Origin of the sequence: Bifidobacterium sp. RTP21102st3_E2_RTP21102_210122 (genome assembly GCF_040916945.1) — a bacterium.
In the GTDB taxonomy this organism is placed as follows: Bacteria; Actinomycetota; Actinomycetes; order Actinomycetales; family Bifidobacteriaceae; genus Bifidobacterium; species Bifidobacterium longum.
On sequence record NZ_JBCPAN010000002.1, the window covers coordinates 112,067 to 127,180 of the forward strand.

A 15,114-nucleotide genomic window follows, 5' to 3' on the forward strand; every position below is an offset into this window, starting at 1 on the left:
CACATCATGAAGGCTTTGATGAAACGTCTCCTGCCTGAATCGGCATTGGCATGGTTACGCGGATGCGAATCCGATATGAAATTACGACGTGAAACCCTTCACCAGATGAAGCGGTTCCGCCGCAACTACGCAAGACGAGGCTCCACGCGCAAAAGTCATCTGGAAACTAGGATCGTATTCTTTACCCATCAGATTGAAAAGGGGCTGAGTCACACTGATTTCCGATATGGTTTCGGCAAAAAGGTGTTGGCTCAGATGGCGCCGCTGATGGAGACGCTGCGTACCACAGACCCGGACATCGCACATAACGAGGTCTATCGAACCGCTCTATCCGCATTGCACGAATATCGTGTGCGGCATGAGGCCAAGCAATTCGATTTGACTTATGCCAAAGATCTGTTCAGCCAACGGATATGGAACGAGATTGAATCCACGAACGACCGAAGCGGCGGAGACCTTATCATCCGGAGTACAGACAAGCGTGATAACGCAGAGCTTTCGTTCTCCCAACTTATGGAACAGCGCCATTCGGTACGTGAATTCGCTGAAACCCCGGTGACGGTGGAAGAAATCATGAATGCGGTGCGTGTCGCCATGCGTACGCCGTCGGTCTGCAATCGTCAGCCCACACGAGTGCACATCATCACTGATGCAGAGCTCATCAAAAAGGCCATGCCATTGCAGGGCGGATTCCGTGGGTACCCGATGCCGCCTGCGTTGGTGCTTATCACTGGTGACAATCAGACGATGATGAACCAGGATGAACGCAACGAATGCTATACGGATGGTGGACTGTTCGGTATGTCGCTGTTGCTTGCACTGGAGGAACAGCAGATTGCCGCGTGTCCGCTTAACACCATGTTGCCGATGAAACGTGATGAAGCGACGCGTGAATTGCTCCACATCCCGGACAGCGAATTCCTCGTTATGTACATTGCGGTCGGCCATTTCCGTGATGAGGTGAAGACCTGTAAGTCTCAGCGCTTTAGCGCTGATGAGATTGTGACGGTACACGCATGAGCGCTGTAACAAGCGAAAACAGTAATGCCGGCTTGCCATTGGTCAGTGTTGTGGTTCCGGTATATAAAGTTGAACGATGGCTTGATCGTTGTGTGAGCAGCATCGTGCATCAGACGTATAAGAATCTTGAGATTATTCTCGTTGATGATGGCTCGCCTGATGGAAGCTCGAAGAAATGCGATGAATGGGCAGACCGAGATAGTCGAGTTGTCGTCTTGCATCGTGCCAATGAGGGGGTCTCCGCTGCACGTAATGCCGGTATGGACGCTGCCCACGGTGATTATCTGTGTTTTGTGGATTCCGATGACGCCGTTGAACCTCAATTGGCTGAAACCGCTGTGCGAGCCGCGCAACGTTATGATGCGCAGATAGTCTTCTACGCCAATATGAATGACCGCTACAACGATGAGGGAACACTGCTGGATTCCGCGCAGCAAAGTTCCGTGGCGTTCGTTGCGGAGACTGCTAAAGAATTCAAACGTCATTTTTTGGAACTGAGCCATGGCCAATATGTATGCCCGCCGTGGAATAAGTTGTTCCTGACCTCGTTTGTGAAGCAGGTTGGAATCCGCTTCCCCGAAGGCGTTGCCGGTGGTGAGGACTCCGCATTCAACTTCCCCTTGTATGTGGCTGCGGAACGGGTGGTTGCCATTGATGAGCCGTTGTATCGATACTCGATGCGTGCGGGCAGCACCATGAACACATTTGATCCGCGTCTGCTGGAAGGACGCGTGAGCGTCCATGCCGCACTGTTGCCCATCATTCAGGAATGGAATCCGACATATCTGAATGATCACGATAATCGATTGATAACGAATGTGTGGATTGTGCTCTCTCTGCTATATGCCGATCGTAGACCGCAAATTCGGCAGAGGAGAGGAACAATAGTACGTGGTATCATTGCCAATCCGGTGGTACGCGAATGTGCGCGCTCAGTGAATGCGGTCGGTACCAAAAATCGATTGATGACCGTGCTCATCCATAACGGCAATGTCTTAGCTACGCGAATCATCATGCGTGCGGTTAACCTGTTGAAGCGGATAAGATCGAAGGTGTCGCGATGACGGGTGAAATGCAATCGCCGGATGCGTTGATTAGCGTGATCGTGCCGGTCTACAAGGCTGAGCAAACACTGGATCGTTGCGTAGGCAGTATCGTAAGCCAAACCTACCGTAATCTGGAAATCATTCTTGTTGATGATGGTTCGCCGGATGACTGCCCGGCCATGTGTGATACATGGTCAGTGAAAGATGCCCGCATCAAGGTCGTTCATCAGAAGAATGGTGGAGTGACGAAAGCACGGAATACGGGTTTGGCATGTGCCACTGGTGATTTGTTGGCATGGGTCGATAGTGACGATTGGATTGATCAGCACTATTTGGATGAGATGTATCAATTGTTGGTTGAATCTAACGCTGATATGGCGGTGTCCAAGAAGCGGGTTGAGTCGAATAGCGCATGCGCCCTTGTATCTGATGCTGAAGAGATTATGCAGATGCATGTATTGGGACGTTTTGGATTTGAGTTATGGCGCACGTTGACAAAAACGGAAAAATATTCGAATCTGCAATTTCAGGAGCTGAAAGTCGGAGAAGACGCCGATATGCTCATGCGAGTGCGTTCCAGATGTTCTCGAATCACGGTATCTCATATTCAAGGCTACCATTACAGCATAAACGAGCAATCCTCGGTGCATGGAGTTGGAATAGATTCCAAGCTTGATTGGATGCGCAGCCAGCGTATGCAGGAACAGTATATCGCAGCGCATCATCCAAATCTTTTGGGATGCGCCAAATATAATCGAGTATATGCTTTTAGCCTTATGCTGCGAGGTCTGCGTGGTGCCGATAAGAATAATGCGATAACCGAGTTGAAGAAAAAATTGCGTCGAGGAATTATTACGGCATTGCCTGCATTGCCTTGGTCATTGCTTAATGCATCCGAAAAACGTGAAGCAATGGCTGCCTTAAAGGTCGTTGTACTTGGGTAATTATTACCGTAAAGAGATTGATCGATTATGAATAAGTATAGAACTCTGTTATTGAATATAGGCTTGTTCGGCATTAATACAGTCGCGACTAAACTTATTACTTTCTTGCTTGTCCCTCTGTATACGTACTACTTGTCGACCAAAGAGTTTGGCATCACCGACATGTCTTTGACGGTGATTTCTTTGGTCCTGCCTATTGCGTCAATGTCGATATCCGATGCGGTGTTGCGTTTTGTGATAGATGACAGCAATGATCAGAAATCAGTGGTGTCATATGGCCTGATTGTTATCGGCTTGAGTTGTGCCATTGTCGCGTTGTTGCTTCCTGTACTGAAACTCTCTGTATTCGGCGGGCTGGGCAATTACTCTGGGTACTTTCTGCTAATGTATGTGTCTACGGCATTGATGACCTATGCGGGTAATGTAGCACGCGGATTGAACCAGATTAAAATCATACCGATATGCGCATCGATCTCAACACTCATCACAGGTATCAGCGCATATCTTTTAATCGTGCGACAGGGAATCGGCATTCAGGGATATTTCATATCTGTTAGTGCCGGTCCGTTGGTCGGTACTGCAATTTATACCATTGTCGGTAAGCACTATAAGTATTATTCTCTTCGTTCGCTTTCCGGTAATGTGCCGTTGATTAAGAATATGTTGGTATATGCATTACCATTGGTTCCCAATACGCTTTTCTGGTGGCTTGGAACAAGTATCAATCGCTTCTTCATTACTGGAATGCTGGGGATTGGTGCATCAGGACTTTATGCAGCAGCCAGTAAGATTCCGAATCTGTTGAATCTGGCATATTCCATTTTTCAGCAGGCATGGCAGCTCTCAACATTCCAGGAATATCGTAAGAGCGACATCGGGAAATTCTTCTCGATGATATTGATTCCGTTGCAAGCAGTTTTGACGGTCGGTGCATCTTTCATCATGCTGATTTCGCAGTTGCTGGCTTCATTTATGCTGCAAAAGAGTTTCTATTCCGCGTGGACGTTGATTCCGGTTGTCTTGCTCGGCTTCTATTTCAGCTGTATGAATACGTTCTACGGAACGGTTTATACCACACTGATGAAAACGAAATACCTCATGACAACCACGATAGTTGGCTCACTGGTATGCGTCATCGCAACAGCAGGGTTGATTCCTGTTCTGGGACTCTATGGCGCAGGAGCAGCCAGCATATTATGCAACGCGGTGATTTATGTAATGCGCATGATAAATTCAAGACGCCTTGTGTCAATCGATGTGAACTATTGCATATTGGTTATTTCCATTGTGCTGTTAGGCGTGCAGATGATGATTACTGCGATGGCGGTTCCATATTATTGGGTTTATGGCGTATTGATATTTCTCGTATTGACTGGCATGCACGGTATGCGTTGTGTGCCTTTGCTTCGGCTTGTTGTAGGCAAGAGAAACAGGTAGGGAGAATGTCATGCAGAGCACAACTATGAATTCTGTATTCCTTGAATGCTATCTTGCGCACAATTTAGGTGACGATTTATTCTTGGAAACTCTCCTCAGGCGTTACCCTGATGTGCATTTCACATGCGTGGTGGATGGTTCCTATGATTGGCTCCTTGAAAGGTACCATAATATTAGTCTCGTAAGGCCTCCGCGCAAGAAGAGTGCATTGGGGGGCAGGCTGTCTTTACTGTCTTCGATTTCATATACGAATGAACTTGCTGCCTTGAAATGTCAGTCAGTGAGGAATTGCGGCATTCTTGTGGTCATCGGTGGCTCTCTATATATACAACCGATCTGGAAACATTCGTTGTTCACTACGGTGTTTTCTCTGCGTGACGTTTTGCAACGCAAACGTTTATATTCATCGGCTGATAAAACTTTTGTTCTTGGAACGAATTTTGGACCGTATCGTAACTCCTGGTACAAGAAGTCATATAGCGACATTTTCAATAAATATGTTACCGATATCTGCTTCCGTGACCAATACTCGTTCCAACTATTTAAGAGTGATGAGCATATAAGGGTCGCTCCGGATATTTTGTTCGGAACGGAATTTCCACGTGTGGAACGTAAGAAAAAGGTCCTGTTCTCTGTTGTTGATCTCGGCAATACGATGAAATTCCGTGATTTATCTTCATGTTCTGCGGATTATGATTCGTGGATTGTTAATGCTGCAAATTGCTATGCGAATTTGGGATATGATATTCAACTGTGTGGATTCTCAACCGTTGAGCATGATGATGTGGCGGTTGCCCGTATCAGTCATCTCCTTGCGCAGGAGTCGATTCAACATGACTGCTTGACATATGATAACGATACATCTCGGATTCTGAGTGCGAAAGCGGAGTCGGAAGTTATCGTGGGAACACGATTCCATGCGTCGATTCTAGGACTTGCTGCTGGCTGTAAGGTGCTTCCAATCATTTACAGCGATAAGACCTCGCATAGTTTGGATGATATTGGATTCGCCTCTGATATAAGATTGGATTTACGTAATTTTAAGTCTGACGATATTTCAATCTGTCGCAAAGTACTTGCAAGAGAGCGCGTGGACATCGGCGAAGTCAAAACGCAGTCTCAACGTCACTTCATCGGATTAGATTGCGTATTAGGGGTCGGCCGATGATGAGAGTTTCTGGAGAGAAGATCGTGAGTGGAATTGTGGGTACCCACTCGCTCATGTGTTTTGAGGTTTGGTGCGATTATGTGTACGCAAATGCATAATGTATCAGGTGGTCACTTGGTAATCAGCGTTATCGTGCCCGTATACAACGTTGAGCGTTGGCTGGATCGTTGTGTAACGAGCATTGTGGGGCAGACTTATAAGAACTTGGAAATCATCTTGATTGATGATGGTTCTACGGATAAGTCTTCGGAGATGTGTGATGCCTGGTCTCGTTTAGATGATCGTATCCGTGTTGTTCACAAAGCCAACGGGGGATTATCATCGGCTCGTAATGAGGGACTTGGTATTGCAATGGGTGCCCGGATTGCATTTGTGGACAGTGATGACTGGATTGATTCCGAAATGCTGGCCACGATGAATAGATGGATGGATGAGCAATCCGCTGTGGATGTGGTGATGTGCGGTACCATCAAAAACTATGAGAATGGGCGTGAGCAGTGCATTGATGGCGACCTGCCACAACGGGTTTTCACAAGTGACCAAGCGCTACACAATTTCCTGTATCGAAGCAATCGCATGGCCAGCGCCGTATGGAACAAACTGTTTGATGCCACCTTGTTCAAGGACGACGAAGGGAAAACCGTAGTTCTCTTCCCTGAGGGCCTCGATAACGAAGATTACTATCTGCTGGCGCATATATACCGAAAGATGCGTGGAATCTATTTCAATCCTCGTGGCTTCTACCATTATTGCATCCGTACTGGATCTATAACTACTGCGGGAATGAATGCTCATAGCTTGGATAAGGGCATCAGTTCCGAACGGTACTGCAATTATCTAGAGAAAAGCGGATATACAGATAAAGTGGCGTTGGCTTATGGCCGCATGCAGGGCTGGTATGACACGCTCTATGATGTATTGAATAAGCAAGCGGATGGCGCAACGATCGCGTATTGCCGACACCGTCTTGCCGATAGAGCGTCGTATGTTTTATCCAGCCCGCAGGTGTCTGTATTGCGCAAGGCCAAAATATGGGCGATGATTCATATCCCGCGGATATATCATAGCTTGACGGTGCTGAAAGGGGAGCAGTAACCCATGAATGAGCCTGTTCGCATTCTGCAGTGGGGCATGGGGCCGAATCTTGGCGGTGTCGATTGCCTGATGATGGATATCTACCGGCATATCGACCGATCCAAGGTGCAGTTCGATTTCCTATGCGATCATGATGCGGACAAGCTGGCCTTCGAGGATGAGATCCTTGCCTTGGGCGGTCGTGTGTTCCGTGTCATGGTATCGCAGCACGAATCCATGATGAAGTCCCGTACTGCATTGATGTCGTTTTTCCGAGACCATCCTGAAATACAAGGCATTCACGTAAACGCGAATTTCCCATACGCGCTTCCTCTTAAATATGCGGCGGAGAACGGAGTGCAGCTTCGTATTCTGCACTCTCATAACGCGGGTACCGCTGCGAGCCATGACCATGATGATTTGGCTCATACATTGATATGGTGTCTTCGGGAATGGCAGACTAGACACCAAATTAGCCGGTATCCGAATTTGTATTGTGCTTGTTCAAAGGCCGCCGCAGAATATATGTTCCCGGGCAAGCCATTCACGTGGGTTCGTAACGGTATTAACACCGTGCATTTCGCTTATGATGAAGTGGTGCGTAGTGCCACGCGCGCTGAGCTACACATTGCACCAAGCACCTCTGTGATTGGATTTTGCGGGCGATTCCGTACACAGAAGAATCCGTTATTCCTGCTGGACGTATTCGCCGAATATCACCGCATGGTGCCTGATTCTTTGCTGATGTTGGTTGGCATTGGTGAGTTGCGTTCACTCATGGATGAGCGTATCGAGCAGCTAGGTATCAAAGATTCTGTGTTATACATGGGGTCGCAGCGCGACGTGTCGCCTTACTACCAGGCCATGGATGCTTTTCTACTGCCTTCGCTATATGAGGGGTTAGGCATTGTGTATGTCGAGGCGCAATGTGCGGGGCTCCCATGCTTTGCTTCTGCCGATGCTGTGCCTCCAGAGGCCAAGGTCACCGATTTGTTGCACTATGTGTCGCTGAAAGAATCAGCTGAGCAGTGGGCGCATGAGATGCGCGATGCCCTTGAAAAGACAGGCGAACGTCGGAATCATGCCGATGATGTGCGTGCGGCGGGCTACGATATTCGCGATGTCGCCGCACGGTTGCAAGACCTGTATCTGAACAGAGCGGGGAGAGCATGATGCCAGAGAATTCCCCGAATCAGCCTATGGTAAGTATCGTCGTCCCGGTCTATAAAGCGGAACGTTTTTTAGACGAATGCATTCGCAGTATTGTTGGCCAGACCTACTCTAACTTGGAAATTATTCTGGTTGACGATGCTTCACCCGACCAATGCCCACGGATATGTGACGAGTGGGCTGAGCGTGATGAGCGGGTATCCGTAATTCATCTGGACAATGGCAAGGGAGCTTCCGGTGCCCGCAATGTGGGCTTGGATCACTGCACCGGCGATTATGTGATGTTTGTGGATAGCGATGACCTACTGAAGACAGATGCAGTTCGTTACAGCGTTAAACAAGTGTTAGTTGGCGATTATGATCTGGTGATATTCGGCAAACACTATATCGATGAGTATGGAAATGTATCGCGCACCAATGTGATTGACCACGATATGGCAGCCATTGCCGATGAATCGGATTATTACACTACATTGTCTTATCTATTGCGCGCTGACTACCTTAACCCACCTTGGGGCAAATTATTCGCGCACAGGTTGGTGGAGCATGTTCGTTTTGATGCGGCGATGTGCTATGAAGAAGATCTTGTGTTCGTGCTTGCTGCTCTTGAAGCCGAGCCTAATGTGTTTACCTCGAGCAAAGCGTTATATGAATACCGGCATCTGGAGAGCGGTATGGCAAGTGTGTTCAAGCGAGAGAAGTCGCTGAACGTGGTCCAAGCGAATCATAAGAAAATACAGTTCTTTGCGGATTACATGAATGATAAGGGGGTATGCGAGAATGTGTCTTTCCATATAGCCAATGACATCGGCTGGGTGATTCCCATGATTAAAGGCGGCAAAGAAATTAGCGCTTCGCAGAAAGCCGATTACGTTATGGAGATGACCGGTGATTCGCAATTGCGGCCTTGCATGATGAAAGCATTGAATCATTCATGGATGACACGTTTGCAGAAAATACTTATCACCTTGAATTGGAAATGGCTATGGGAAATTTATCTACGATAGCAAGGGAGATGCGTTGATGCGTGATCGCCCTCTTGTGAGCATAATAGTGCCAGTATATAACGTTGAGAGGTACCTGAATCGATGTATCAAAAGTATCATCACGCAAGAATATAAAGAGCTGGAAATTATTCTGGTTGATGATGGTTCTCTCGATGGCTGCCCACTGCTGTGCGATAAATGGGCGGAACAAGATAAACGGATCAGAGTAGTACATCAAGCTAATAGTGGATTATCCGCTGCACGCAATACTGGTCTAGAGATGATGTCTGGCGAATATATCGCATTCGTGGATAGCGATGATTACCTTGATTCTAGGTATGTTGATTCAATGCTGTCGGCCATTATTTCCGGGAAAGCAAATATGGCCATTTGTTCCATCTGTATAGAGGATAATAAATCAAGAATATCGGTTGATAATCATCGTATTGCTGATGAAGTGGCATTCGTTAATAGTAAGTATTGTCTAAAGCGAATGCATGGTAACTCTAGTACTGATTATGTAGCGGCTTGGAACAAACTGTATTCTGGTAAGTTGTGGGATACGATTCGATTCCCTATAGGTCGGTTGCATGAAGATGAGAGCACCATATATAAAGTTATCGATAATTGCGATAAAGTAGCTTTAGTTCCACAGCAGCTATACCATTACGTGCAGAATCTTGGTAGTATCATGCACACGGATTATTCCGTCCGCAATCTTGATCGTATTGAAGCTTGGATTCAAAAGTTACAGTATTATCAGAATGCTCGATATCGAGATTTATATGCAATGACATTCAATCAGATTACATGGGATCTTGCACGTGCACGTCAGTATCTTGATTGGAATGATGAAATTGTCCATACACGTCTGCGAGAAATATTCAGACAATTACATCCATTTTCCTTTGATGTGATGATTCATGTTGATGGGTGGAGAAATTCGATTAGGTATATTGCTCTATGTTTCTGTCCTTTTCGATTCTCTTCATTCAAAGCTGTTCTTTCTGGTTTGAAGAAATAAGATTATGATCTGCTAGACACACCTAAGTGTACTTTTCCAGCCTATTGTAACTAATATGCAATTACCATAGCGTTATGGGAAAGCTGAGTAGAGCCGCAAGGCTGGTCAGCGGAGTTCGGGATGGGCTAGCTAGGAATCAGTAAATACGAATAGAAGGATACATGAATCGCGTGTAAAAAACATCCTCGATAACATCCAGTCGTTGAGCGTCATTTGCTGATTATTCCGATGCCTTAGTTATGTTATCAATAGGTCATTGATAACATAAGGTGTCCGCAAACGCTCATCCAGGGTCGGTCGTTCTCGATGCTGAGTAAAAAACGTACTTTGGTCTGACGGACCCGGGGGCTTCACGATTGAGATGAAATTACTTTTTTATCTTCGTAATTAGCTTACGGGTGATAAGAGAGCGCTCTCTAGAGCTAAGAAGAAATATGATGTTTATAAATATAGTGGTTAATGTATAAATAGTGCATGCAATGAATAATGATATCCATGATGTTATTTTTGGCATTAGCATAGAATGAAGAATAAAACAAATTACTATACTAACGATTGTAGAAGTAATGTATTGCAGATAGATGGGGTAAAAAGACCAAAGTGGGAGATTCAGACACCGGGAGGCATAGAGCGGAACAAATGTGAGGTTGGCAACGAATCCCACTATCTGTGGTACGGCGGCCACCATGTATATTCCGGATGAGGGGAATAGATGAACTCCTAAGATTATAAGGGCGAAAGAAACCGCGCCACATGCTAACCATCCTAAAGAATAAGGCCTTAGTTTATTCACAAGAAGTGGAACATTTTGTAACGTGGTGGCGACTCCAGAGAGAAAGAATCCCAACATCGTTAATTGCATAAGAATATTAATCATTTTTGTGTCTTGTCCCGGTTGCCAAATGCGGATAAAATCTTCGCCAATAATGAGAAGGACAACAAAAATAATATTCACGAAAAAACCGCAGATTCGCATACCTGATTTGAGTTCTTGTAGCAGTAGTTCTTTTTGGCCGCGAGCGAAAAATTTGGTTTGTTCGGGAGAAAATAGTCCAGATATAGTTCCCATAAGTCCTGACATTGTAGTGGGGACTAATTGTGCAATGGAAAGAAGCCCCATGAAATGCGGACTAATGAGAAGATTTGTAACAAGAAGGCTTAATCCGTCTTGAAGAATCTGTTGTAGTTTGATTACGCAGTTCCATATGCCAGCCGCGAGCATTTCACGAATGGCGCTCACAGAAAAGCCGTGGCGGATGAAACGAAGTTCAGGCACCAGCTTTTTTGTATATATCCAATTGGCAATGAATGTGATCGCCGTCATTGCACAGGTTCCAAGACCGACATACCATACCATTGGAGGTAATGTTCCAAACATTGCGATAAGTATAAGAACCTTCGCTAGTATTGCAACAATATTCGCTATGCTACTTAGATATAGCTTGTTTTTTATGAATGTTGCCACAGTAAACACTGTGGAAAGAGTGGATAGTAAAAAATTAATGAAGATAAAAGAAAATAGGATTTTCACATCATTAATTAAATGCGGGGAGATGTTAACAACATGCTCCAAATTCCAGATTAAAGGAACCGCTATCATGGTCAGTATTGCAACAATGACAAGATTCGATGATAATGTCGATGTGAAATATTTGTCAGCAGTCGACTTGTCTCCTTTGTGGTACGCGACTGTGATAAAGCGCCCGGATACGGAGTTAAGAGCTAAAGTGAACAATGTTGCGTAGTTAATCATTGTATTAGCTAGGCCAACGAAGCCGTAGGCTTCAGCTCCAATTTGTTGAACGATAAATGGCGTCATTAAAAATCCGATGCCTAGATTCGCAGCGAAAGAAATCAAGCTGGCAAAAAGATTTAAAATGAATTGACGTTTATTGTCCAAAGTTGGTTTCCTGTCTATGATTATAGAGGGTAACGACGAACCAGATGATTGAATTCTTGTTTAAGAAATTTTAAACAATGTTTTGTCCAATACCATCTACGACGGCGACTAATAATGAAGAATTCTGGGAGTAAGTCCGAGTGCATCCCCGTTTTTTTATCATCACGATATTCGTCCAACATTGAGAACCAGCGGCTTGGTAAGCAACAATAAATGTCAGGCTTTTCATAATGACACATGAGAAGTATAATTTGATCGTCATCAAGTAATCCGCAACGTAAAAGATGCTCATATTGGTTTCGTACATCAACATAGAATTGTTGTGCATAATCAGTATCCAATTCGATGCAGTTTCCTTGAATATATGTTTCAGTGCGTCGTATGCAATCAAAAATTGGATCGGATGGCAATTCGCGAATTTGGAAAAGCGCAACTTTGCCATTTGGGCGAGTATAGTTCCAAGTGCGGTCGAACCACTGATTGTCCTTATAGTATTCGCCACCATGGTCAAAGCCAAAATCAATCCAAGCAATTTTATTGGTTGCAGCGACAGTTGAGGCTTGTGCTAGGCACCAGAATTTCGTATACATGACAAAATCGTAAATTGGATTACTTACTTCTGGCTTATCTGGGAATAAGCTATATTTGGGATAGTGTTTTCCGACGTCATGCATCAACGTATACATTGATTTGTCGATATCTTCTAAATCGTTAACGATATAGACTTGTGTATTTGTTCTTCCGAAGGAGAGACGTATTTGTCTAATGCGTTCCGCGTTTTCGGGGGTCGTGTATACGACTAAATCATTGTGTATCCTCGCCCAATGCTGAAAGTATTTGAAGTATTTGTCATCTGACCGTTGGGCTTTCCCTGTCCATTCCCCCCTACCGATTGGGAAGAATGCTGTGACTAAAGTTATTCCATCATGCATAATATGGTACATTCTATCCGGTGCACCCGATTGAATAATGGTTTTGCCGAGCATATTGATCATTCCGTTTCAGCACTTCTGCCTGTTGGACATGTCCGGGCGGATCGCCCTCTCCTTCCACGCGCGGGAGAAGCGCGGCGAGCATGAGCGTTCCCATCGAAGGGTCTTATGGCGTGCGAGGCATCGTCGTAACATCTCGGGTATTCGGCAAGGATATCGCTGCCATCGGGATTGGTGAGCGTGAATGTGTTCTAGTGCAAGGCGGCCAGCACGTGCCGACGAACCCGCGGTCCGAGGGCCATTCCGGGCTTAGATCGCGCATATCCGCGTACTTCGTGACCGTCCCCGATCGACATGCACAACCGTGCTATCTGCACGCGGGACATCCCCTGCCGGTCGAGTCTCCTGATATCTTGCTGAATGGGCATCGGTATCGCCATGATCCTTTCCTTCCCGAGCGCCGGTTGGCTGCAACCGGCAGAATCCGATTCGAATTGCAACTCGGGAATATACAAGCGGCGGCATCGAGGCCTCTCACATCACCGGGAAACGATGACGTTACCCGGGAAAACCATCAGCCCACACTGCGGAAAAACACTGCCTGTCAACAAACATCGAAGCAAAACACTGGAACCGGGTTTGCGCCGGCGTTCCAGGCGGCCCTTGCCGGCCGGCCGCGCCGATTCCCCTGACAGCCTTCTGGCGGTGGACCTGCCCATGCCGACCTCGACCAGACGGTCGAGGATGAGCTTCTTCTCCTTCTTCGAGGCCTTCGCGTATTCGTCCTTGAAACGGTTCGTGAGCCTTCGCCTGGTGGCCATGTCAAGTCTGTCTTCCATAGGCAAGCATCCCCGCCGGGCCAAGCCGACGGGCCGGGATCTCGTGCTCGTTTCTTCAATGACGAGCAAACCCAAATTACACGCTCAAAAAATACGATAAACGTCGATTCGCTTTGAAGTGATGGAGCGCGAGATAATGGTTTTATATATCGAGGTTCATGATTGCATATTTTTCAGTCGGCTGTGTGCCAGAGAAGAATTGGTTGCATAATGCCTTCCCCTCATAAAGATACATGGTAAGAGTAGAGTTTTGTGTATTGAGATAAAATTGAGTCGTCTCGCTCTAGTATCCAGCATGGGAGATGAATATGCCGTTAAAACGGATTTGTTTGATTGCGCCTGGGCTCCTTCCCGTTCCGGCGACGCAGGGTGGCGCTATTGAGACGTTGATGACATCGATTGTCAATCAAAATGAGTTATATAAAGAGCTTGATCTCACAGTAGTCACCACATTCGATGATGAATCAAAACGACTTGCAAAGTCATTGCATTACACGAAATTTGTTTTAATACCATCTACAACAGTATTCGAACGTTTGAAACATCGCGTTAAAAATGTATTCATTCGAAGATTCTTCCCCTCTCAAAGGCTTTCACCATCTGCGTTTTATGATGTTGCCCTACGTAATATCCGTCATGAATCTTTTGACGGTGTAGTGTTTGAAGGCGGACCTTCTAGCGGTATAACGGCATTTGATGATTCGTTTCCCGGTAAAATGTGGTATCACCTACACTACACGCCAACGTTCGATAAACCATTTTCCAGCAGTGCCTCACGCGTCTTTGCAGTTAGTGATTTTGTTGGCAAAGCATGGTGTATGAATTGCACCTCACAGCAAAAAGTGATTACCGTCCACAATGGAATAGATATGAGCCGTTTTAGCCGTCATGTTGATGCTGCGGAGCGCAGAAGAATCAGAAGTTCATTGGGCTTTACTGATGATGATTTTATCGTTATTTTTTGTGGCCGCATTATGCGTGAAAAAGGTGTGTTGGAACTATTGCAGGCCATATCAGAAATCGACGATCAACATGTCAAATTGATGATTGTAGGCAGTGCTGACTTCGGTCCATCCAATAGGACTCCCTATGTAAATGCCGTTGTTGAGAGAGTGTCCCATCTTGGCAATCGTGTTGCATATATCGGCTATGTCCCCAACGATCAATTGTATCGATATCTTAAATCCGCCGATATACAAGTCGTTCCGTCTATGTGGGAAGATGCAGCTCCTCTCGTTCCCGTTGAGGCCATGGCCGCAGGGTTACCTCTTATAGTTACGCGTTCCGGCGGAATCGAAGAATATACATCTCCGGAGTGTGCAGTTATCGTTGAACGCGATGGTCAAATAGTGGAATCTCTTTCGCGAGCTATCGTCTCTTTGCAACGCAATCCTGATCGATGCAACAAAATGTCTCAAGCTGGTCTAGCACGTGCTCAACTGTATGGCATGCGGTCCATGTATCAACAATTTGTTGCTGCATGTAAATAATAGAACAGCTAGCAGCGTGTGGATATTCCATACCATGCTGACGTTCATAGTTATAGGCTTATTGGCGATGGATACACATTCCGA

13 protein-coding genes and 1 pseudogene are annotated in these 15,114 nt (G+C 46.0%); 10 read left to right on the plus strand and 4 right to left on the minus strand.

Translation table 11 applies throughout. The annotated features are described in order from the left end of the window. The first annotated feature begins 6 nt into the window (after window positions 1-6). The 9 genes from AB5287_RS02520 to AB5287_RS02560 all read left to right on the plus strand — a co-directional run bounded on the left by AB5287_RS02520 (window position 7) and on the right by AB5287_RS02560 (window position 9,869). A complete protein-coding gene (locus tag AB5287_RS02520) occupies window positions 7-1,020 on the plus strand; it encodes a nitroreductase family protein (protein ID WP_007055188.1) in 1,014 nt (337 codons plus the stop codon). Beyond that, entirely contained in the window at window positions 1,017-2,084 is a 1,068-nt protein-coding gene (locus AB5287_RS02525; protein ID WP_007055202.1) for a glycosyltransferase family 2 protein, read from the plus strand. Before AB5287_RS02520 ends, AB5287_RS02525 begins: the two co-directional genes overlap by 4 nt. Beyond that, window positions 2,081-3,010 carry a glycosyltransferase gene (locus tag AB5287_RS02530; protein WP_007055212.1) on the plus strand — a complete coding sequence of 310 codons (930 nt, stop codon included), beginning with the start codon at window positions 2,081-2,083 and terminating at the stop codon, window positions 3,008-3,010. The genes AB5287_RS02525 and AB5287_RS02530 overlap by 4 nt, the downstream gene beginning before the upstream one ends. A gap of 27 nt (window positions 3,011-3,037) precedes the next feature. After that, window positions 3,038-4,447, plus strand: coding sequence for an oligosaccharide flippase family protein (locus tag AB5287_RS02535; RefSeq protein WP_007055206.1), 1,410 nt, complete (start codon window positions 3,038-3,040; stop codon window positions 4,445-4,447). A gap of 10 nt (window positions 4,448-4,457) precedes the next feature. After that, window positions 4,458-5,615, plus strand: coding sequence for a polysaccharide pyruvyl transferase family protein (locus AB5287_RS02540; RefSeq protein WP_368220585.1), 1,158 nt, complete (start codon window positions 4,458-4,460; stop codon window positions 5,613-5,615). 114 nt (window positions 5,616-5,729) lie between these two features. Continuing rightward, on the plus strand, window positions 5,730-6,710 hold the full coding sequence (locus tag AB5287_RS02545) for a glycosyltransferase family A protein (RefSeq protein WP_131225936.1): 981 nt from the start codon (window positions 5,730-5,732) through the stop codon (window positions 6,708-6,710). A 3-nt stretch (window positions 6,711-6,713) separates the two neighbouring features. Then, window positions 6,714-7,862, plus strand: a complete 1,149-nt coding sequence (locus AB5287_RS02550) for a glycosyltransferase (protein ID WP_007055185.1) — start codon at window positions 6,714-6,716, stop codon at window positions 7,860-7,862. After that, window positions 7,859-8,866, plus strand: a complete 1,008-nt coding sequence (locus tag AB5287_RS02555; RefSeq protein WP_204994460.1) for a glycosyltransferase family 2 protein — start codon at window positions 7,859-7,861, stop codon at window positions 8,864-8,866. The genes AB5287_RS02550 and AB5287_RS02555 overlap by 4 nt, the downstream gene beginning before the upstream one ends. 16 nt (window positions 8,867-8,882) lie before the next feature. Beyond that, window positions 8,883-9,869 (plus strand): glycosyltransferase family 2 protein, encoded by a 987-nt coding sequence (locus tag AB5287_RS02560; protein WP_080715971.1) that lies wholly within the window; start codon window positions 8,883-8,885, stop codon window positions 9,867-9,869. A gap of 367 nt (window positions 9,870-10,236) precedes the next feature. Here the strand turns inward: AB5287_RS02560 and AB5287_RS02565 are convergent, their stop codons facing one another. The 4 genes and pseudogenes from AB5287_RS02565 to AB5287_RS02580 form a co-directional block, all read right to left on the minus strand. Continuing rightward, window positions 10,237-11,769 (minus strand): lipopolysaccharide biosynthesis protein, encoded by a 1,533-nt coding sequence (locus AB5287_RS02565; protein ID WP_032738666.1) that lies wholly within the window; start codon window positions 11,767-11,769, stop codon window positions 10,237-10,239. 20 nt (window positions 11,770-11,789) lie between these two features. Then, window positions 11,790-12,755, minus strand: a complete 966-nt coding sequence (locus AB5287_RS02570) for a WlaTC/HtrL family glycosyltransferase (protein WP_157822291.1) — start codon at window positions 12,753-12,755, stop codon at window positions 11,790-11,792. Between the two features lie 226 nt (window positions 12,756-12,981). Next, window positions 12,982-13,141 (minus strand): annotated as a pseudogene (locus AB5287_RS02575) (IS21 family transposase); the annotation flags it as partial. 99 nt (window positions 13,142-13,240) lie between these two features. After that, complete coding sequence (locus AB5287_RS02580) at window positions 13,241-13,522, minus strand: hypothetical protein (protein WP_032738663.1); 282 nt, start codon at window positions 13,520-13,522, stop codon at window positions 13,241-13,243. 320 nt (window positions 13,523-13,842) lie between these two features. Here AB5287_RS02580 and AB5287_RS02585 point away from each other — a divergent pair, with 320 nt between their 5' ends. After that, a complete protein-coding gene (locus tag AB5287_RS02585) occupies window positions 13,843-15,030 on the plus strand; it encodes a glycosyltransferase family 4 protein (RefSeq protein ID WP_081291984.1) in 1,188 nt (395 codons plus the stop codon). Window positions 15,031-15,114: the final 84 nt, after the last annotated feature.